At 46.9% G+C, this 20,762-nt stretch carries 12 protein-coding genes, 1 pseudogene and 1 riboswitch; of the genes and pseudogenes, 3 read left to right on the forward strand and 10 right to left on the reverse strand.

What is annotated here, in order from left to right; translation table 11 throughout:
- Positions 1–97 precede the first annotated feature (97 nt).
- The 8 genes from MAS10914_RS0123645 to MAS10914_RS0123685 form a co-directional block, all read right to left on the reverse strand.
- Positions 98–1,186, reverse strand: coding sequence for a glycosyltransferase family 4 protein (locus tag MAS10914_RS0123645; RefSeq protein WP_017318420.1), 1,089 nt, complete (start codon positions 1,184–1,186; stop codon positions 98–100).
- Positions 1,187–2,603: 1,417 nt separating this feature from the next.
- Positions 2,604–2,822: an MHYT domain-containing protein gene (locus MAS10914_RS0123655; RefSeq protein WP_017318421.1), complete on the reverse strand. Its 219-nt coding sequence runs from the start codon at positions 2,820–2,822 to the stop codon at positions 2,604–2,606.
- Positions 2,823–3,123: 301 nt separating this feature from the next.
- Entirely contained in the window at positions 3,124–7,368 is a 4,245-nt protein-coding gene (locus tag MAS10914_RS0123660) for a multicopper oxidase domain-containing protein (protein WP_017318422.1), read from the reverse strand.
- 797 nt (positions 7,369–8,165) lie between these two features.
- Positions 8,166–9,338: an ABC transporter permease gene (locus MAS10914_RS0123665; RefSeq protein WP_017318423.1), complete on the reverse strand. Its 1,173-nt coding sequence runs from the start codon at positions 9,336–9,338 to the stop codon at positions 8,166–8,168.
- 216 nt (positions 9,339–9,554) lie between these two features.
- On the reverse strand, positions 9,555–10,673 hold the full coding sequence (locus tag MAS10914_RS0123670; protein WP_017318424.1) for an ABC transporter permease: 1,119 nt from the start codon (positions 10,671–10,673) through the stop codon (positions 9,555–9,557).
- Between the two features lie 11 nt (positions 10,674–10,684).
- A complete protein-coding gene (locus MAS10914_RS0123675) occupies positions 10,685–12,658 on the reverse strand; it encodes an ATP-binding cassette domain-containing protein (protein ID WP_017318425.1) in 1,974 nt (657 codons plus the stop codon).
- Positions 12,659–12,759: 101 nt separating this feature from the next.
- Positions 12,760–14,076 (reverse strand): HlyD family secretion protein, encoded by a 1,317-nt coding sequence (locus MAS10914_RS0123680; RefSeq protein WP_017318426.1) that lies wholly within the window; start codon positions 14,074–14,076, stop codon positions 12,760–12,762.
- 85 nt (positions 14,077–14,161) lie between these two features.
- Positions 14,162–14,887, reverse strand: a complete 726-nt coding sequence (locus MAS10914_RS0123685) for a TetR/AcrR family transcriptional regulator (protein ID WP_017318427.1) — start codon at positions 14,885–14,887, stop codon at positions 14,162–14,164.
- Positions 14,888–15,057: 170 nt separating this feature from the next.
- Between MAS10914_RS0123685 and MAS10914_RS36780 the strand changes: the two are divergent.
- Positions 15,058–15,472 (forward strand): annotated as a pseudogene (locus MAS10914_RS36780) (transposase); the annotation flags it as partial.
- Between the two features lie 398 nt (positions 15,473–15,870).
- Here the strand turns inward: MAS10914_RS36780 and MAS10914_RS0123695 are convergent.
- Together MAS10914_RS0123695 and MAS10914_RS0123700 are read right to left on the reverse strand one after the other, a co-directional pair.
- Positions 15,871–16,125 (reverse strand): hypothetical protein, encoded by a 255-nt coding sequence (locus MAS10914_RS0123695; RefSeq protein WP_017318429.1) that lies wholly within the window; start codon positions 16,123–16,125, stop codon positions 15,871–15,873.
- A gap of 158 nt (positions 16,126–16,283) precedes the next feature.
- Entirely contained in the window at positions 16,284–17,561 is a 1,278-nt protein-coding gene (locus MAS10914_RS0123700) for a glycosyltransferase family 4 protein (protein WP_017318430.1), read from the reverse strand.
- 160 nt (positions 17,562–17,721) lie between these two features.
- Positions 17,722–17,947, reverse strand: a riboswitch (cyclic di-AMP (ydaO/yuaA leader).
- A 749-nt stretch (positions 17,948–18,696) separates the two neighbouring features.
- Between MAS10914_RS0123700 and MAS10914_RS34615 the strand changes: the two genes are divergently transcribed.
- A complete protein-coding gene (locus MAS10914_RS34615; protein WP_156818230.1) occupies positions 18,697–18,924 on the forward strand; it encodes a hypothetical protein in 228 nt (75 codons plus the stop codon).
- Between the two features lie 520 nt (positions 18,925–19,444).
- Positions 19,445–20,713 carry a flavin monoamine oxidase family protein gene (locus tag MAS10914_RS0123705; protein WP_017318431.1) on the forward strand — a complete coding sequence of 423 codons (1,269 nt, stop codon included), beginning with the start codon at positions 19,445–19,447 and terminating at the stop codon, positions 20,711–20,713.
- Positions 20,714–20,762: the final 49 nt, after the last annotated feature.

The raw sequence follows: 20,762 nt of genomic DNA on the forward strand, positions 1-20,762 counted from the left end.
ATGATAGAGGGAAGAAATGTCCTCACTGTCAATCACCCCACAAATATGCAACGCTCAAAAATGACTTTGTTGTACGCTCTTATTGCTTCCAATCCCCCTAAAGGGAGCTGTTGCTTAAAATAGCTGGCTTGCGGAAATGTCCGTTACTCCGAGCAAACCGTTCAGCCAGAATCTTTCGGTAAACTGCTTCATAGCCATCCGTCATGTTCTGAACGCTGAAACGGTTACAGACATTCTCTCGACAAGTAGAACGGTCTAGTTCCTCAACCTTGCTAATAGCACTCACACATTCTTCAACGCTGTTGCAGAGGAAACCTGTTTTGCCGTGGGTAATGACCTCTTGTGTAGACCCCAAATTCATCGCAATCACTGGGGTACCAGATGCCATTGATTCAACCATCACCAATCCAAACGGTTCCCGCCAAGTAATGGGGAATAGGGTTGCTACCGCACCGCCCATTAATGCATTTTTTTGCTCATGGTTGGCTTCACCTAAATATTCAATCTGCTTGCCATCAATTAGAGGTTTAATTTCTTTTTCATAGTATTCCACATCAACGACATCTACCTTACCCGCCATCTTCAGACGCCAGCCTGCTTGTTTAGCAATTTCTATTGCCAAGTGCGTTCCTTTCTCTGGAGAAATCCGACCTAGAAACGCCAAATAAGGCGGCTCTTCCGGTTGGGCATAAAATTTATAGCTGCTGACATCAATCCCGTTGTAAACTGTCGCTATACAGTTCAGCCCTAGCCTTTGCTCTCGCTGTGCGTCGGAAATACTGATGTAGGGTTGATTTTTTCCAAATTTAAACATTTTTTCATTGTCAGGGGTAAAAATCCCGTGCAACGTATGAACAGTGGGTGTCTTTACCAGACGGGCGTAGGTCAATGCAGTGTACCCCATGTGGGAATGAATAATGTCAAACTCCTCAGCCTGTTCATACACACGACCTAAATGCAGCATCTCATATACACTGTACTCTTTCACAGTCCGATCAAGGCGTAGAGCACAGGGATGAACTGATTCAAGCTTTGCCAAACTGATGGAATCTCCCGATGCAAATAGCGTGACTTCGTGTCCACGTCTTACTAATTCATCAGTTAAAAGTCCAACAACTAACTCTATACCACCGTAAGCTGGAGGTGGTACTCTTTCCCAGAGTGGAGCAACTTGGGCAATCCGCATCAAAAACCTCCTAACAAGTAAGTTTTAAATTAAAAGTGGATACTCTCTTACTAATTAAGCATTTCCAGCTATTTAATATGAGAGCTAATTTTGCAAACAAAGCAGACAAATTCTAGTAAGAATTCAATAAGAACTTTATATGTTTATCTAGAAGTTTTCTGTCTATCTTAAGTAGGGAAGTTCTTATCTACCCAATGAAATTATGTCTTTAATGAGTAACAAATAATTTAACTTCTTCTTTCTATTGAACGATTACAGTTTATCCAAGAGAAGTAGATATTGCCATAAATAGGATTTCTACTTCTAAGAGAATACATCAAGAGAAATAGAAAAAGGTTTGTGTTTCATTATCTACGGTTTTGTCAATAACCTTTTTTAAAGAATTTTGAAACTTGTACTATTGACACATATACACATATAAAGTTTTTTTTACCTGCAAAATATAGTTAATGTCGCTAATATAGTATTACCCACTGAGAATATTGTGGTTGATGAGCCAGAACCCAAGGCTAGAAGTCCTACGGATACTGGTAGTGTTTGAGGAAACTTTGATAAAAACTCGGAAATAGCGATTAGCTTGTGGTTTTAATATCACAAGCAAGTGAATCGTAGGGAAAAAGCTCTGCACTATTGCCTAATTCCTACACCGTGTATTTTCCAAAGCAGTAAAAATCTACTCTAAAACATCTGCTTATGAACAGACCAATTTTGTGGTTAAGCGTTTTTCTCGTGCTTGTCGGTTACTGGGTTCTCGTTAATCTAGTAATGTAAAACAATTATCAGTGTAATGGGTTTTCCATCTAGGAAAACCCTAAAAATCTTAATTCTTTGGTTAAGTCAGCAACAAATTCATCTGAGGAATTATCCCCATAATCTGGCTTGAATTTCTCCATTGTGTTTTCTCTGAACCTCTACTAGAATTTACGCAAAATGTTACTGGCTCTTGTCTGCGGCTTATTGTTGACATTTTTTTCCTAAATATCATTTAGGCATAAATCCATTTTGTTGATAAAACTTTCTTGCCATGGATTCTTAAAATAAGAAAAAACCGCACCCGGAACTCTCCTTGCTGCGGTTTAACGGCTTATATCCCCATTTGAACTCTCAACTATAAATTTTATATCAAAAAGGTTACGAATTCTAGTAACTAGGAAAAGTAGAATTTATCCTCTCTTCTATTCCAATTAATCTGGTAAAGTAGGAAAATAACTCCAAAAAACAAAAGAAATGTTGCTTTATATTTAGTTAATTTTTATTAAAAGAACTCTTATTTATTAATAGGAAAAACCGCAATCTGATACTTTTAGATTGCAGCTAACCAACTTTTCTGACATCTTGTAGCAGTGCCTATTCAGTTTTGAAGACAGCAACAGAAGCTTGCAACTGCTGGGTGACTTCGACAGTCTGTTGTAAAGAACTAGACAACAGAAACATATTCGGTGTTTGCGTCCATCCGCATTGCTGCCATGCCAATGTAGTGCATCGACGCAATCCCAAGACCCATCAACACACCTCCTATAAGCAATTGCTGCACATCCAAGACTCGGCGACTGGCAAGGAAAAGCGCGCCTCCAGAAGCGACAATTGCAGGCAGTATCGAGAATATGACAGTCCAGACATCGTAGGCGATGGGCATCGGCTGTTCCAACTAACTCGAAATCTGAGTTCCCCCCAAGAATTTTTAACCTATTGATTGGGTTTTAGCTTTCAATCTTTAGAGGCGTTGAGAACAGCTTCTGCACAGGAGTTTAGCTCAAATCTCAGTGCCAAAAATAAAGATTATCTCTTTTAATAATCTTTATTTTTGCATATAACTAGTATGCTTGAAAGAATTTTTTTCTCTAAAGATGAAGAACCTAAAAAATAGATAATCAAGCTAAAAAATAGATAATTTTGATGAGATTCTCAACGAGCAATTGTGAATTAGCGCTTTAATCCTATCGAGATATATCGGTATCCCCTACGACTCGTAGGATTCCCCAGAGTCCTTGCGAGACAGCCCACTTCAGCACGCCGCTGCGGTAGGCGTGGTCGCCCGTATACTCGGGGATGAACTCAAAGGTGCGGACTGTGCCGCCGCTGATAGCCGACTCAGAGGCAACCCTCGGCTGCCTCTGAGGGGAGAGGAACCGCCATTCTCGCCAGGTGACGCCATGGATGGTGAAGCTGTGGTTACGCGGCTTGTCGCACGCGCCTACCAGATGGAAGCGTATCGTCTTCCCCACAGGCACGCGCCACAAAGGTGTGGCAGGGTTGGCGATCGCTAGCCAATCCCTAGAGTTTCCGGAACCACAACCCAGATTGTCGTTCGGCCCCACAGGCTCGGTGCGGTAATTAAACCCCTTCTGCCCTTGGTCTTCGGTGTCAGGTTCGTCTTCGCCGGGATCTGCCGGAATATCAGGAATCGGGAAGTTGATGTTACCGTTCAGGTAAAGACGCAACCCATCCTGGAGCAAGAGGACGATCTCTTCGCTCCGCTCCTTGCCGCTAAGGATTGTTGCCCGCGTGCCATGCCATGCTTCCGGTGCATTTTCACCGGCGGTCGCCTCGTTCTCGCCCACTGCCAACGGTGTGGCGTCCTTGGCCTCCACGATGAGCGCGCCAATCAAACCATGGTGGCGGTGGTTGCGGAAGTCCGCCATATCCTGTAGCAGCACCGGACCGAGTGGCTCATCGGCGTTGGAGCCGGGGGGTCGGGTGGCGTGCCAGGTGTAGGTGCGGCTATCTTTTGGTGCGATTGTCTGCTGCGGATTAAAGCCCACATTGGCGCCATCATCCTGGGTGACGTCGTACTCCAGGAGATCCGCGTGCAGGGAGACGTGGCTAGAGACGGGGCGCTCCGGACGGAAGGTACGGGGGTCACGCTCCTCCACCGGAACTTCCGGCGCAAACGGCTCCGGTCGCAGGTGTTCGGGAAGACGGTTCTCCACCCTCACCTTCACCCACTCCCCTTCGCGACAGCGCAGCACGAGGGGTTCGGGAGTAGTTAGAGTTGGGACAGAGTATTGGGTTCCGTCCGGAGAGGTTACTGAGACAAGTCGGTAGACCAGCCCGAACGGGTCTACCAGATCCGGCTCCCGATAGACCAGCCGTCGGGGTTCTGCAACTACGTGGAAGGAGCGAACACTAGCACCGGGCGGGACTTCCATTTCCGGAGCAGCTTCGACCTCGGCGGCTACCGGATCGGACGCCTCCGCCCCGGCTGTCACGGTATCCGTTTTTGTAGCGGCAGCTGTCTCCTCCCCTGCTCTTGTATCTTCATCTTGCAACCGACGCAGACCCCCGGTCTCCGATGGCGGTGCGGATTCCCCGAAGGCGCGAATCAGACCCCAACAGCCCAGCCACAGGTCGTCCGCCCCAGAGAGCTTGTAAAGGTAGTCTCCGGGACCGAACTGTTCGTGGTTAATGAAGGTAAACGCCTCCGCAATGCCAAGTGTCTGCTGATTCCGGATAGGCGAATCGACGTTTACGCGGAACCGCCGCCAGCGCATCCGGTGAATCTGGAAGCTGTGCTGCTCTTCATGGGAACCCTGCACCAGCCGAATCCAGATCGGGTCGTTGGCAAACGTTGCGAACCTCGTGGTGTCTGGATCGGGGTGGTGCCAGGAACTGAACCAGAACGCCGGGTCGCCGCCGCGCTCACGGATCGGCTCATTGCGGTAGTTCAGTGCCATCACCCCCTGGTCCCCGTGACCACCCGGGTGGTCTGGCGGGTTGAGCGGCTCTCCAGCGCGGTTGAACATCGGGATGAAGTCCCCGATACCGATGCAAAACTCGCGGAACCAGTTCGTGTCCGGAAGTCCTTCCGCACGTGAGACCCTGGTCTGCACGCTTTCATGGAGTTTGATCCTAGCCTGCAAGCCGCTAACGATCTCGCGGTTGGAGAAGTTGTCATAGAACTTTGCGCCGCTCGGCTCCACGATCAGGGCGCCGAAGAGACCGTGCTTCTGTCGGTAATTGGCAAAGAGGTGGTCGTGGAAGAAGATGGTGCCGAATTCCTGATCTGTCCACCAGCGGTAGACCATCTTTTTGTCAAAGCGGGGACCACTTATATAGTTCCAGCCCACGCTTGCGCCGTCGCCGCAAATGGGGTCGAACTTAACCATATGCACGTGCATGGCACATTCACCTTCCCATGGTAGCCTTGGGCAAGGAGGAAACGGCGGGTCGAACGGCGTGCCCGCGATCGCTCGCGGCAGTCGGTTGGTCAGTGTGAGGTTTAGGATCTGGCCGTGCTGCGCTCGGAAGAAGAGCGGCTCTTTCGGTCCGGGGCGGGTATCCGGGTCTCCTTCTGCAGCCAGGTAGAAAAGATGACCGTCCGGGTCGTGCCAGTCGTGTCGGTTGTACTCAATTCTCTTCCGTTTCACGACGACGTCATGGCTGACTTCGCGCGAATCGTTCCACTCGAAGTTCGGATTCTCCTTCCACTCCTCGTCCTGCTGTTTAGCGAAGGGGTTGCGAGTAAAGATTTCCCCTGGTACGGGTTGATTGTTGAAGGCGTTCTGCTCCAGGTCTGTGGGCACAGGTCGGTAATCGAAATCTGCTGGCATGGGCGTGTTACGAAGCGGCCACGGCGGTATCGGTGACTTCTGTTGTACTTCCCCGGGGATGTAGAGCGGGTAGCCCGGTCTGGTGGGTGTGGGTCGGGGTGGTGGTTTGCGACCTGGCAGCGGCAACAACTTTTCGATTCGCGTACCGTCCGGATAGCGGCCGATGCGGCGGTCGGCGTAGATCGGGCTGCTGCTTTGGAGAGCGTCACCGCCCTCTCCTTCCTGCAGCGTCTCGAACGTGCGGAACATGCCCCACATTCCCTCGTGGAAGTGGGGGTAGAGGTGGCAGTGCCAGATAACGTCCCCGGCTACTTGATGGCGGTTGCCCGCGCCCCACACTAGCTCGATAGTGTGCCCAGTCTGGGGGCTGATGGAGATGGCGTCGATGCGCGGGGAACACTTATCCTGCGGCACGGCATGCCACTCGTAAAGGTGAAGGTGAAAGACGTGGGTTTCTTTGACCCCAGCATGCAAGAGTCGGATGCGGATCGGATCGCCAATGTAGGCTTTGAGGATGGGTGTGGCGGGGTCCCCGAACATCCAGGAACTATGATGCTGTTCCTCATTGAGGACAGGTCGCTTCAGAAAATGCCCTTCGCGCAGAAGCTGCCAAAGGATGCGCTCCCGGTTGATCATTGGCTCGGAGCGGTAGGAGATGGGCATAATCGGAAGGTTGTCAGTATGCCCGCCATGACCGCCCGCGTGCCCACCGCCCCTGAAGGAACCGCCTTCTTCGCACGGGCTAGTTTCCAGATTCCCGTGGGGCGGCTGGAACTCCGGCTCGTCATGGAAGAAGATGACGAACTCGCGATGTGCCTCGCAATCAAAATTGGGATATTCTACGGGCGCGGGCCATTTGTGGTTGTCCAGAGTGGTGTTGGAGGGGGCGGTCTCGTTCGCCTGTATTCCTGGAGGAAGAATGTCCAAGTAGAGTCCGTCCAGTTCCTGGAATCTCCCGTTCTGGTCTACGGAACAGCGGTTCGTCACCGGATCGCGCCAGATGGAATCTTCCGGTTCCACCGCCAGTGCGCCAAAGAGACCGTGGACGTTTGTTCCCTCTTCGCCACCGGAGTAGTTTCCACCGTCATGGAAGGGGAAGACGCCCTCGTGCAGGCACTGCCAGGTGTAGGTGCGGTAATCGCCTGGTGCCACCAGGCTGGAGGTGTTCTTCCCGACGTGAGAGCCATCGTCCGTCTTCACGTCGTAGCCGTCTGCAACAAGGTGAATGCCCACGCGACGTCCCTGGATCTCGTTGTGAAGCTCCACCTGGAGGCGGTCTCCTTTCCGTGCGCGCAGCACGAGCGGACGCACGAGGGGGTGCGGCTGGCGCGCTTCCTGAGGGCTAGATGGCAGGGGAACACAGATCTTCTCGGCGCGCGCCCTCGCTTGCTCGTACCATTTTTCCGGTGTATCTTCGTGTCCGCCATGGTCGCCTGCTCCCTGGAGCAAGTCGGCTTTTCCCAATGCCCGGATATATTTCAGAATCGGGACGTTGTCGCTGAGTGCGAAGATGAGGCCGTTGTGATCGTGATCTCCTTCTTTATTGAAATAAATCGTTATTTGAAGTGCCGTGACGTGATATGTGAGCGTCGCGATGGAACTTTCTGATGCTGTCGGATTTTCTCCCTTCATACGTTCCTCCAAAGAACGTTCTTAGGCTGAAGAATTACTTAAAAAAGGCTGTGTGGCTTGCACTCCCAGATTCTTGTTTAAGCGAGTGTCCGATTGCTGGAAGTTCCGCCACTTCACTGCTCATATGCCACAAGATACGTAGCAATATTGCGCCTTAGATTGACAACATCCAAACAACCAAATTCCACAGATTGATTGAAACTTATAATATTTCTTAGTAAAGCACTGGCAAATGGAAATCAGCTTCAAGAGATAGACTAACGTGAGAGCCTCGCAGGCATCAGTGAAAACACTGGTCTGTAAAGCCCTTGTTTAAGTCACCTACAGTATGAAGCTCAAAAATTTAAGTGTGCGTTGTAGGCATAGCGCTTATATCAGGTGATCTCGATTCCGATTTAATTTTCTCAAATTTAACCAATTATGCGGTGAAAATTAAATTTTTTTGGGTAATTCAACCCGTTTTTTGGGTGAATTCCCTAGAGAACAAATACCTAGCCTCTTTTACAGAAGCAGGGCTTTTCAATTTAATGTGATATCTAAAACTCCTAAACTTATAGGAGTTTTAGGAATAAAAAAACCTCAACCTTGCGGCTGATGAGTGTAAAAATGCTGCCACAAATCTCATCAAAAGTAACGTATTGTGTTTTTACTAAGTACAGGATTGCAAAAGTTCGTAACAAAATAAAGATGATGCAAACTTTATGGAGTAAGCACGAAGAGTGCTAAAGCACTTACTGCAAATTAAAACGCCACGAATTAATGCAAAGCTGTACTAAGAGTTAAAAATACTTAATGCCTTAACCTAACTGCCGTCGGAACTGACGGATACTCAAGCTCATCAGTACTGTCGCAAAAATCAGCAAAATTAGCACTTGATGCCAAAGCATTTCCATGCCGACCCCTTTAAGTAAGATTCCGCGACTAACTTCGACAAAATAGCGTAGAGGATCTAAATAAGAGAGCCATTGCACGACTGTGGGCATAGAAGAAATTGGGGAGGTTGCTCCACATAGGAGAACGAGTGGTGGGTTGACAAAGAATGCTGTTAACTGTGTCTGCTGTTCGCTTTTTGAGTAGGAAGCAATCAAGATGCCAATGCTAATACCTACTAAGAAGTAAAGCACAGCAACAATTAAGAAAAATATTAAATTACCCCTAAGTGGCAAACCAAAAACCAACGTCGCTATACTAAGAGCTATGAAAAAATCAAAGGTGAGCAAAATAAGTAATGGACTGACCTTAGCTAGGATAACTTCTATGTTGGATGCTGGAGTCATGACTAGCTGCTCAATAGTCCCTGCTTCTTTTTCTCGTACCACCAAAGATGCAGCAGCTTGGGAACCAATAACCGTTAGCAAAACCCCGAACATTCCCGAGACAATGAACCAAGTAGTTTCCAGTCCAGGATTGTAGAATACCGTTGTTTGAAGCTCTACCTGATTCTTAGTTCGTGCAGTGCTAGAAGTCGTAGAAGTAGCGCTACGTTGATCTCGTTGACGCGAGTTATAGTCATTGACTAATTGGTTAAGATAGCCAGAGGCAACGTTGGCGGTGTTGGCATCGACAGCGTCGAACAGCGCTTGAACTTCGACTGTACGCCTACGAGCAATGTCATCAGTAAATTCTGGAGGAAGAATGATGCCGACTGTTAGTTTACCTGTTGCTAGATCGGTAATCATCTCCTCTTGGTCAGCATAGTACTGTTTAATAACAAAAGCATCCGTTTGGTGAAAGATTTCAATAAATTCACGAGAAGCATTGCTATTGCTGTAGTTAGTGATGCCAACCCTGAGGTCTTGAAAGTCAGGACTGAGAGCAAAACCAAATAACATCAAAAAGACGGTGGGCGGCACCAACAATTGAATGACGAGCCGACGGTTACGAAATATCTGAGCGAATTCTTTTTGGAATAACGCCCAGAAGCGGCTGCTCAATATTTTGTCGAAAAGACCTGCAAGTCTGTCTCTCATATCAATTTTGTTGAATAATGAATCATAAAACTGCTCTACGTCATTCGGTCTTTTAGTCTCCGTTGCTGTCCTGAGTAAGTACAAGATTGCAAAAGTTAGTAACGAAATGAAGATGATGCATATCGTTTGTAGTTAGCACGAAGAGTGCTAAAGCACTTACTACAAATTAAAACTCCACGAATTCATGCAAAGCTGTACTAAGTACTTACCATTCATCTACGACCCCAATTGCATTTTCTGAAATTTGCGCCAAGCCAAGAAGAAAAATAAACCTGTCAGGAGTGCCAAAGCCAACACTGCAACCCAGACTCCCATCCAGCCTACACCGCGAACATAGGCATCGCGAGTTAACTCAATGTAGTATCGAGCTGGGATAATGCTGGAAATCCAACGGATGGCTATAGGAATATTAGCTACTGGATAGATATAGCCAGATAACTGGAGTGACAACAAGAAGGCGGTGAAAGAAACAGCCTGGATAGCTGCACTCTGCATTTGGGTCGCCTTGCCTACAAAGGTGCCCCAAAACACTCCAGAAGCAATGTAAAGCATTGAACCTATGATCATAGGTGTGGGGTCGCCAGCAAACCACAGACCAAGGAACAGCCAAGCCTCCAAATTGACTAACAACACCTCCGCCATGCCTACTAGCCAAAATGCAGCTGCCTTCCCCAGTAAGTACTCTGTACCTGTTAGGCTAGATGAGTAAACCTGGAGGATAGTCCCCTGTTCATGCTCTTTTGCCGTTGCCAAGGCAGAGAGAAGTGCCGGAAACAGCGTGACAGTAATAGCTATCGCTCCTGGACCAATATACTCCAAAGTTTCTAGACCGGGGTTGTACCACAACCGAGATTGAAGATTTACGGCTTGCGAAGTAGTACCGCGCAGATTTTCTACAAAAGCATTGTTGATCGACTTGGCATAGCCCCTGACAATATTAGCAGTGTTGCTATCAGTACCATCTAACAAAACTTGCACTTCGACGTTGCTTCCTGAGCGCTGCAAGTCGCGGGCAAACTTTAGGGGGATAATTAAACCAGCCGATACTTTGCCTTGATCCAGTAATCGGGGAACATCAATCTCTGGTCCTTGTGCCACCAAGTTGAACTTGTTGGTGCGCTCAAAGGTAGCAATGTACTCGCGGCTGCTGGGTGTACGGTCTAGATCCTGAATGGCAAGGTTAATTTTGTTCACCTCCAGCGACACGGCAAAGCCAAATAGAAGCAACAGTATCAATGGCAACCCCAATGCCAGTGTCAATGTCAGGCGATCGCGTCCGAGTTGGGTGAGTTCTTTGATAGTCTGAGCAAAGATGCGTTTTGGTCGTACCGTCATAAGCTCTTCTCCTAAGCTGGTGTATCTAAACCGCGCTGTCGCGCCTGTTCCACCACATTGATGAACACGTCCTCTAGAGAAAACCCAATCTTTCGGTGGTTTTGCACTTTTACCCCAGCCTCTTGCAACCAATTTTCAACTTGAGGAATCTCTGTGCGCGGCTCATCCAAGATAGTATGTAGACGCGAACCGAAAATAGACACCTGCCTGCGCTCCAACTTCTGCTTGAGCAGATCCGAAGCCTTTTGTAGTGGACTGCACTCCCATTCCACCAATTGCCCAGGTTGCTGCTGTTTGACTTGGCGCGGAGTTCCCTGTGCCACGAGTTCTCCCGCCACCATGAACCCCAAGCGGTGGCACTGTTCGGCTTCTTCTAAGTAATGGGTCGTTACCAGTATCGCCATGCCTTCACTGGCAAATTGGTTAATCCAGCGCCAAAATTGTCTACGTGCTAGAGGGTCAACACCGGATGTTGGCTCATCGAGAAACACAACTTTCGGTTCGTGCATCACCGCAGCGCCAAAAGCCACCCGCTGCTTCCAACCGCCTGGTAAGTCACCTGTCAGTTTATCCTCTTGACCCACTAAGTCACTCATTTGCAGTACCCAGTTTTTCTTTGCGCGTCGATAGCGACGGGGTATGCCATAAACACCGCAGTAAAACTCCAGGTTTTGTCCAATCGTTAGGTCGTCATAGAGGGTGAACTTTTGGGACATATAGCCGATTTTTTGACGAACTTCGGCACTACGCAACTGACCTGTTTCCCCTGCTAGGCTTACTTTTCCAGAACTGGCTGGCAGCAAACCACAAAGTATTTTGATTGTGGTTGTCTTCCCAGCACCATTCGCCCCTAATAGACCAAAGACTTCGCCATATTTGATATCTAAATTGACATCCTTGACTGCCTGAAATTTCCCAAAGACTTTATTGAGGTTTTCCGCCCCAATTGCCGTCTGTGATGATTTTCCTGTGTTGTAAATCTGCGGGTAGTCATCTATAGAATTTTCACCTTTGAGTTCCCGCAGGCGGGCAACAAAGGTGTTCTCTAGAGTTGGGCTATCGGTTGCAAAATTTGCAACCTGAATCTGTTGCTGCTCTAAGATGCGTCGAATTCTGTTAGTGGTTTCTTTCGGCTGTGCCGTCAGCACGTCCAAACGATCGCCGAAGCGTTGCACGTCAGAAACTAAATCCCGTATATCGGCATGACTATTCAGTATGTCTGCTGCTTTGTCAAGCTCTGCTACAGGCAAGTAAACTTCTAAGCGTTGTACACCCAAACTTGCTTTCACTTGAGTAGGTGTGTCACACTGCTGAATTTTGCCTTCATACATCAAAGCAATGCGCGAACAGCGCTCTGCTTCATCTAGGTAGGGTGTGGCAACGACTGTTGTCATCCCTTCAGTCACAGCGAGTTCTGCTAATATATCCCAGAACTCACGCCGCGAAACTGGATCTACACCTGTTGTTGGCTCATCTAATAGCAAGATTTGCGGCTGATGAATTAGGGCACAGCACAAACCAAGTTTCTGCTTCATTCCCCCTGAGAGTCGTCCCGCTAAACGCTCTTTGAACTGTGCCAAATCCAGCGATTTTAGGTAGTGTTCGCTGCGGGTTTTGAACGCCGCGTCACTCACCTCGCGCAAACCCGCAGCATATCGCAAATTTTCAGCAATACTCATATCTAAGTAAAGACTGAAGCGCTGGGTGAGATAGCCCATTTGCAAGCGCGCATCCCTGGGATTTGAACCCAAGACTTCGACAATGCCGCTTGTTTGTTGCATTACACCAGAGAGAATCTGAAATGTTGTGGTTTTGCCTGCTCCATCAGGACCAATGAGTCCAAAAATCTCTCCTTTATAAATGTCTAAATTGATGCCTGCTACAGCTTCAATTTCCTTGCCGTAGCAATGCCGTAGATCCCGGATGGAAATGACAGGGGCATTGGTATGCTGTTGTTTATTACCTGCCTGGAGAGTTGCTGTCATAAGTTTATTGGGAGGGTATTTAAGACTTTTTTAACTAACTAGGCACACACAAAAAGAGGAGAATATGTCATTTGCAATATGCAAATTAGATATGCGTGGGCTTATTTCTGGAATTTCCACGCCAGAGGTAACGGATTAGAAGTACGCTTTTGCTGTGTTTCTGGTAGGAGAATCTGACCATCAGCAGGCATTCCCGGTTTTGCAAAACCTTGGGGATTTTTCAGGGTAACTTCTACGCCAAAGACCTGAGTTACCCTGTCTTTTTTAAAATAAGTGTTTTCTGGAGTGAAACTGGCTTTGGGGTCTACCCGAGTTACTGTTGCCTCTAGGGGCTGCTTGGGAAAGGCATCCAAATAAACCAAGCTGCGCTGACCAAGTCTGACTTTACCAATTTCTCCTTCTGGGATAAAGCCACGCAGGTAAAGATTGTTGAGATTCACTATTGTCAGCAACGCCGCGCCATCTGCAACCACTTCGCCTGGTTCGACAGAACGAGTGATGACGCTACCAGCCAGTGGACTATTAATGACCAAGTAATTCAATTTTGCTTGAATCTCTTGTTTTTGTGCTTGGTAATCGTTGACATCTTCCTGCGCTTTGGCAATATCAGTGCGGGCTTGGACAATCTGTTTCTCAATCTCTAATGCTGCGGCAGCTTTAATCGGTGTATTGGCTAGGGTCGCTTGAGCTTGAGTCAGTGTTCCCTGTGCGGACTGAACTTTCTGACGAGCAGCATTAACGCTGGCTTGGGCTGTTGCCGCGCTATTGTTATACTCATCTCGTGTATCTGCTGATACCGCGCCTTGGGCATATAAGTCGCTGTACCGTCTTTGTCTTGCTTGTGCCAGCTTCAGGTTAGCTTGGGCTTGAACTAGGTCAGCACGAGATGCAGCTAGAGAGTTCGCAGCCTCCGTCACTTTACCCTGACTTTCTAGCTTGACCTGTTGCGTGGTCAAATTAGCTTGCTGCAACTGGGCTTCCAACACAGGTAGCTGCTGGCGGTAACGCTTCAAACTTTCCTGGGCTGAACGGATTTTAGCTTCGGCTTCCCGCAGTTGGGCACTCACCTCAGCATCGTCAATTTGCACTAATAACTGACCGGGTTTGACCAAATCTCCTTCTCTGACGGCTACGTTGGCAATTTTGCCACCGATTTTGGCAGATACATCGGTTTCGTAGCCTTCAATCCGCCCACTTAAAAACAGACCACTAGGCTCAGGTTGATAAAAAAAGACACGGTGAATTCCGTATCCTACTCCTCCAAGGAGTGCGATCGCACCCAAAATCAGCACTGGTTTGGGAATATGTCGTCGAGGCTTCTGTGGTGACGGCTCTTGCTGGGAGGGTTGTTTCTCTTTCACAAGACTGCTGCTAGCCTGTTTAGAGTCATTGGAAGGTTCTGTCTGCGTTTGTGTCATAACGACTCCATGGGTGGTGATGAACTCTGGAAATTTTTAAATTGATTGATTGATTAATCAACTTTATGCCTAAAAAATTTTGTTTTCAAGCTTGTTTGTAGCCGTTTTCATGCAAATCAAATACACCTTGCGGCGTGGAATGTGGTCTTATATCTGAGGTGCTAGTGCTTATTATGCCTGAATCCCTATCAGGAATTGAAGCCATGCCTCGTAGGAAAATTTCGACAGCAGTTGCTACCATCGTGCCAGAGCTGATCTGTTGAGCATCAGGCTGTAGAAAGACTTCACGGGTAATCATATACGCAATCAGAGGACCAGTGAAACAACGGGCTGCAGCAGCAGGGTCCATTGGTTTGAGTACTCCAGCCGACATTTGCTTTGCCAGATAGCGAGTTAAGAAAGCGATCGCACGACTTGGTCCAATAGTGTTAAACATCTCGGCAATCCCAGGTTGCCGGAAAGCTTCAGAAAGCAGTAACTTCATCAGTGCGATAGAGGTAGGGTTTTCCAAGACTTTGAGAAAGGCTTGTCCAAAGATAGTGAGCGCATCTTGTGGTGGTTTGCTCATTATGTCCTCCTGGCTATGAGTCAGCAATTGCAACACTGGTAAGCGTTGCTCAACCACCTGCCGAAACAAGTCGCCTTTATCCTTAAAGTAGTGATATATCAAACCAGGTGAGCCAATTCCCGCTGCTACAGCAATATCCTTGTTGGTTGCCTTCTCGAAGCCTTTGCTAGCAAAGACTTGCAAAGCACCGTCAATAATCTGCTGTCGCCGATTCTCAAAGTCTTGCTCATCACGTGGAGGCATATTCAAACTTATTGATTGATTAATCAATCAATAATATACCACGAAGTAATAGAGTTCTGTAAAAGAGATTATTCTCAAATTTTAATCAATATTAAGAACGCTAAGTAAGTACTTAAAAGTGTATCACACTGCCCAAGCTTGTTCAAATCTAACAACCTACTGACGAATGATGCCGTGCTCATGCACACAAGGTCTTTAAAGGATTAGTTAAATGGGGCAAAAATTCGGTGGGTTGGCACTTCGGCTTTAAACTCCATTTGATTATCAACGACCAGGGACAATTGCTGGCATTCAAACTAACTCCGGCAAATGTCGTTCGCGAAGCGTGTCCGAAGGACTTTGACCGAGAACCAGTTCCAGACATGACCAAGGACTTGATTGGTAAACTATTTGGAGATAGAGGTTATATCTCCCAAAAACTTTTTGAACAGCAATTTGTGCCAAATAGAATGCTCTCGGCACCGTAGTGTCTTCAATTTCTTAGTCAATTTGATGGCAGGTTTGGCTGCTTATACTTATCTACCGAAAAAACCCTCACTTGACATTTACCCAAAAGACTTGCCTGCTCTGCCTCCTGCCGTTTTTTAGTTCGTCGAACTCACGTTAAGTTAAATTATCCAGAAGCAAAACCGGGTTTAAATTGATTCATTGCAGCAATTAAATGATTGAATCCCAGCAATAACTTGTCACAATACTCGGAAAGTGACACAAGAGGGATAACACCGATTTGGTGACAAGTGCCATCAGTGCAAGAGTTAACATAGCAACTATACAAATAGCAGGCAAAGCCCAAGGGCTTTGCCTGCTATTTTAGTAATGCTGGTATCTTACAGCAATTTCCGGGTAAATAGAAGACCACACTGTAAGGGCGAACGGCTGTATGCCCAAAGGGCACGCTGCACACATGAAGGAGCCTGCGCTTTGCGCTTACGCCCCTACCAAAGATTGTGGTTCAAATATATGAAAAACGCTGTAAAAGCTCATTAAGCTTGCAGTGCCAATCCGCTTTCGGCTGACTGTGGGCAAAGAATGTTAGAAATTTCTGTTGGCTCTGCTAACACCCATGCGGAATGCACATCCTCAATGAATCTGCTCCGATTACGACTTCCCTTGTTGTTGGTTGCTCGTACTTTTAGGGTCGTTAGATAGACTCCATGAAGTATTTGATGCCCATAACCGATAACTTGACCTATCTGCCCCGTCATTTGATGCTGTGCGTAATCTCCGATATTTAGCATATTGATAACTCCCTAATGTAAAAGGGTAGAGGCTTGTTTTGTAATGTTTGGGGGCGATTCTGCCTGATGGCTGTGGCAAATGGCAGAATCTCTCTCTTCAGAGGGAACCTCCGCACGCGGCTGGCTCCTCAGAACTGTTTTGGTCAAAGCTGTAGAAATTAAGCTGCCACTTGAGATTTGGTCTCCTTTGTGGGTATGGTTTGAGCCAGCAGATGATTGTAGAGTTGAGTCAATCGGGATGCCACACTATGCCAACTGAAGGCAATTTCTACACGTTGCCGACCAGCCTCACCTAATTGCTCTCGCCAATCTGGGTTGGTCAGAATGCGGTCAATAGCATTGGCAAAAGCAACTTCATCTTTAGGAGGAACGAGTAATCCAGTGATTTCAGGTACGACTGTAAACCGCAACCCTCCAACATCACTAGCCACGACTGGAGTCCGACTAGCCATTGCCTCAATTGCAACTAAACCAAAAGGTTCGTAGTGACTGGGTACAACACACACATCTGCGGCTGCATAGTAGAAGGGAAGAACAGAATCATTTAAGCGACCTGGAAAGGTTGTGCAATCTTCCAGTCCAAGTTCAGCCACGATGCTTGCGATGCGATCGCGCTCGATCCCGTCGCTGTGACCGGGACGGCTTCCACCCCCAATAACTAGTTGTAGGTTAGCTTGATCCCGCAAACTAGACCTTGCAATGGCTCGCACCAGTGTCTCGATCCCCTTGCGCTGATCAAAGCGACCAACGTAGAGAACCATCTTGACATCAGGTGCAATTCTTAACTCCTGCCGTGCCGCAACTCGTGGAATTGGACCAAATTTATCGACATCAGTCCCACAGGGAATCAGTTCTATTTGCCCTTGAGTGGAAACGAGTCTTCGCATATGTTCCTGCTCTTGAGGACTAGTTGCAACAACTCGATCCACACTCTCCAGACAGGCTTTTTCAATAGCTAGTCGCTTGGTAGCAATTGCCGGGATATCAGCAACAGCGCTGTACTTGACGGCTCCTAGAGAGTGATAGGTATGTACCTGAATCAACTGTTGCTGCTTTTTCAGTTCCATACCTACCCAAGAGGACAGCCAGTAGTTGCTATGAATCAGAGAGTACTGGAATCCTTGCTCCTGCTGGAATGCTTGGAACTCTGCAATGAATTCAGGCAGATGCTCGAATAAGCGATCTCGCCCTATGAACTCAGCAGGTCCAGCTTTTAACCGAATAGTTCGACAATTAGGTTCATGTTGCACAATCGCAACCTGCTCTGCACTACTTCGGCGAGTGAACATATCCACTTGCCAACCTTGCAGAGCAAGCGCATGACCTACTTGACGCACATAGACATTTTGTCCCCCAGCCTCTTCCTGTCCAATTTCTGCAGCAGGATCTCCATCAACAGAAATCAGAGCTATGCGATGTTTTTTGGTCGGTAACATAGTTCAACTTCACCATATGGCAACTTTTCCTGCCTCATATACCAAGGAGAAGATAATACTATCCTCATCCTCAAGGTCGAGGGCAGGTACAACGAAGCGCACAGATACCAGCCAAGGACACTGACGCGAACAAGGCATTACTTGTCAGAATGCTGCTCGTTCAGTCTCCTCTCAATGCCGACGAAGTTAGCTGACGGGCTAGGACTGAGAGATGTCCCCCTCACAGAAGAGAGAAGAAGGAACAAAGAAGATATAAGCAAAAATTTCAGTAATTTTGTCTTTTTTCATTCTTCATTTTTCACTCTTTTATGAAATAAGCCCCAAACTTGGTTCCTCCGCTCCTGGCATACCCCAACTAAACAGAATGTTTAGGGCAAACCGTGGATTAGGCAGACTGATGTAGATTTGTTAAGAATTTAACGTGTAAGCGTGATTCAAGTCAACCTCTTTCAAGAGTGACTCCTACTAACTACAAGCACTAATGTGGTCTAATATGTTCCATTGCAAATTATGCAAACACTTAACAACATTATTTGACGATGCTTGCCTGGTAAAAGAATTAGGGTTATATTGTCTTTCCAGCATAAACGTTATCCTGATTATACATTGTAGGTAGAAAAAAAGTAACTGTTACACATAAATTAATCAAAAAATAGAAATTTTCATCAATCAAAACTTAATGAATCATTCTCTATAGAAGAGATATGAATAAGGCATTTTTAACGAAAATAGCAATTCAATTATAAGTAGATTGCTATGGCATATCTGCAAACTAGACATTTTGTCATGTTGTTAGAGAAGCTTCGCTAACAACATGACATTTTGGACTTTCAAGACAGACCTTAGTTTATATTAGCTTGATAATATCATAATGCAATCTCTTGCTAAAGAGACTAATTTTTTATAGCGGAATAAAGAATAAAGTAAATTTGTTATTTAAATAAAGAAAATACAAAAAATAATTTTTAGCAAAATATTTCGTTGAGCTACTAGTTAACTAACATGACACAGTAGTTAAATATCATGACATAATCTCCTAATTAAATAACAATAGATTTGCTAATGTTCTAAGTAGGTCGGCACAAATAAAGCTAACTATAGCGGTTTGCAATTGGGTGAAGTACACAAAGAAATAATGAACCACAGATGGACGAGCCAGCGCCTTGCGGTGAACCAGCGCTATGCAGGAGGGTTTCCCGACCCAGGCGACTGGTGTAAGTCCTGCGGACAGGGTACGCCAACGCCGTCAGGCGTGCCGCAGGCATACCCGGAGGGGCCCCCGGAACGCGCTGGCTCACCAGCTCTCAATTACGATCGCAACTGTTGGGTTAGCATCTCTTGCCAAATGTTTCAGGATTTGTAATTCTACATTCATTGCCCTACTTACCTTGTAGAGTTTTATCTTTTGATTCTTTTATTCACAATACTCGGAAAGTGACACAAGAGGGATAAGACCGCAGCTATCATCAATGGCACAGTCAGAATGCGCTCTGTTAATCTTTGAAAGTAGTTGTGACGTCAGTCGCCAGAATCCAGAATGGATTTTGGGCGAGTAGGTAGCACACGAGTAACAAGCCCCCGGATTTATCCGTGGCGGGGGTCTCATATCATAATCATGTCCGGTTGAAGACTTATAAGCTAATCGTCATTCATTTTTCCTGGATGATTCGCTTGTAGTAACGGCTTCAGCCCTAGCTCTATGCAACTTGAATGCTCATTAGCTTAGCACTTCTCAAATGAATTAAAATGCAGATCCAAATGTGAGAATGCTGACAAAAGCAAGCTTTACACAGTTGTTCTTATTTATCGGCAAATGGCAGTCATGAAGGAACAGATTTAGCCTGATAATTTGGTTCTTATTGATGTTTTTAGGGAATTAAGCGATGCCATCTCAAACTATTATCATTGGTGCAGGACTAGCGGGGCTGAGTGCGGCTTATGAACTGGTACGCGCAGGCATGGATGTCCAAGTATTTGAAGCACAGGAGCGTGTAGGTGGGCGGGCTTATACAGTTCAACTTAGTGCAGGACAATACGGAGAGTTAGGTGCCGAGTTTGTGGACGATAATCATACTGCTCTGATGACTTATGCAACTCAATTTGGTATTCAGCTTGACCCAGCGTGCCATTTTTCTGATGACCTCTACTGGTTCATTGACGGAACACTTCGCAATGGTATGTCGCTGACAGCAGAACAAAGTACGGATTTGGACAATCTGTATGTAAAGCTCCAAAGTCTGTTAGATGAACAACAAGACCCCCAACAGACTTTAGATGAATGGTTGGATGCACACCCAATCGCTCCCTTTGCACGCCGAATTGCTCGTTTGCTGGCTTCTTCACTATTTGCTACCGATGCAGACCTGATTAGCATAGGTTTCTTTGCTTATTTTACAGGGATCAGCAACAGAGCTTACAATATGCGGGTTCAAGGCGGTGTTTCGCGTTTGGTGGATGCTTTGGCTAAATATCTGGGGGAGCGAGTTCATACTAATGCTCCCGTGCGCCGTATCCAGCAGACTGATAACTCTGTTAGCGTCAGTGTAGAGACAGCAAACGGTTTAGTTGAGGTAGTGGCTCACAGCGTGATAGTAACGATTCCCTGGAGCGTGTTGCGTCACACTTTGATAGAGGCACCACTGACAGATATACAGCGAGAGGCGATTTCTAGTTTGCCTTACGGTGGTGTCGTTAAGACGCTATTGCAATACCCGCACTGTTTTTGGTCAAAGTCTAACTTTGGAATTGTGTTGCTTGAGGGCGAGTATCAGGCTATCTGGGAGCCGACCTTCGCTCAAATGGGAGCGGAAAAAATTCTTTCTTGTTTCAGTGGGGGCAATTCAAGTTTAAAGTTATCTGACCGAGCAACTGACCGAGCAATGGCAGCAGTAAACACCCTCTATCCTGATGCACCCAGGGTTATCTCCTCTCGTTCATATGACTGGAGTGCTGATGAGTGGACACGAGGTGCCTACTGCTACTTTAGACCGGGGGAGTTGCATCGTTTTGACCCACATCTGATGCAACCTGCTGGTCGGGTTTTCTTTGCAGGCGAGCATACTGCCCCTGTGGAGTATCGTGGTTACATGGAGGGCGCGATTCGCAGTGGTCAACGTGCTGCACAACAAATTCTTAACTTGTTAGGCGAATAATTAAGCGATGAATCCCTACTGTAGATCTAGCCATAGCCGTAAGCACGAT

Source organism: Mastigocladopsis repens PCC 10914 (assembly GCF_000315565.1).
Lineage (GTDB): Bacteria > Cyanobacteriota > Cyanobacteriia > Cyanobacteriales > Nostocaceae > Mastigocladopsis > Mastigocladopsis repens.

What these genes read in the sequence shown, in the direction of transcription:
- MAS10914_RS0123645 (WP_017318420.1), bottom strand. Translation starts at nt 1,186, where the DNA reads ATGCGGATTGCCCAAGTTGCTCCACTCTGGGAAAGAGTACCACCTCCA.
- MAS10914_RS0123655 (WP_017318421.1), bottom strand. Translation starts at nt 2,822, where the DNA reads ATGCCCATCGCCTACGATGTCTGGACTGTCATATTCTCGATACTGCCT.
- MAS10914_RS0123660 (WP_017318422.1), bottom strand. Translation starts at nt 7,368, where the DNA reads ATGAAGGGAGAAAATCCGACAGCATCAGAAAGTTCCATCGCGACGCTC.
- MAS10914_RS0123665 (WP_017318423.1), bottom strand. Translation starts at nt 9,338, where the DNA reads ATGAGAGACAGACTTGCAGGTCTTTTCGACAAAATATTGAGCAGCCGC.
- MAS10914_RS0123670 (WP_017318424.1), bottom strand. Translation starts at nt 10,673, where the DNA reads ATGACGGTACGACCAAAACGCATCTTTGCTCAGACTATCAAAGAACTC.
- MAS10914_RS0123675 (WP_017318425.1), bottom strand. Translation starts at nt 12,658, where the DNA reads ATGACAGCAACTCTCCAGGCAGGTAATAAACAACAGCATACCAATGCC.
- MAS10914_RS0123680 (WP_017318426.1), bottom strand. Translation starts at nt 14,076, where the DNA reads ATGACACAAACGCAGACAGAACCTTCCAATGACTCTAAACAGGCTAGC.
- MAS10914_RS0123685 (WP_017318427.1), bottom strand. Translation starts at nt 14,887, where the DNA reads ATGCCTCCACGTGATGAGCAAGACTTTGAGAATCGGCGACAGCAGATT.
- MAS10914_RS0123695 (WP_017318429.1), bottom strand. Translation starts at nt 16,125, where the DNA reads ATGCTAAATATCGGAGATTACGCACAGCATCAAATGACGGGGCAGATA.
- MAS10914_RS0123700 (WP_017318430.1), bottom strand. Translation starts at nt 17,561, where the DNA reads ATGTTACCGACCAAAAAACATCGCATAGCTCTGATTTCTGTTGATGGA.
- MAS10914_RS34615 (WP_156818230.1), top strand. Translation starts at nt 18,697, where the DNA reads ATGAACCACAGATGGACGAGCCAGCGCCTTGCGGTGAACCAGCGCTAT.
- MAS10914_RS0123705 (WP_017318431.1), top strand. Translation starts at nt 19,445, where the DNA reads ATGCCATCTCAAACTATTATCATTGGTGCAGGACTAGCGGGGCTGAGT.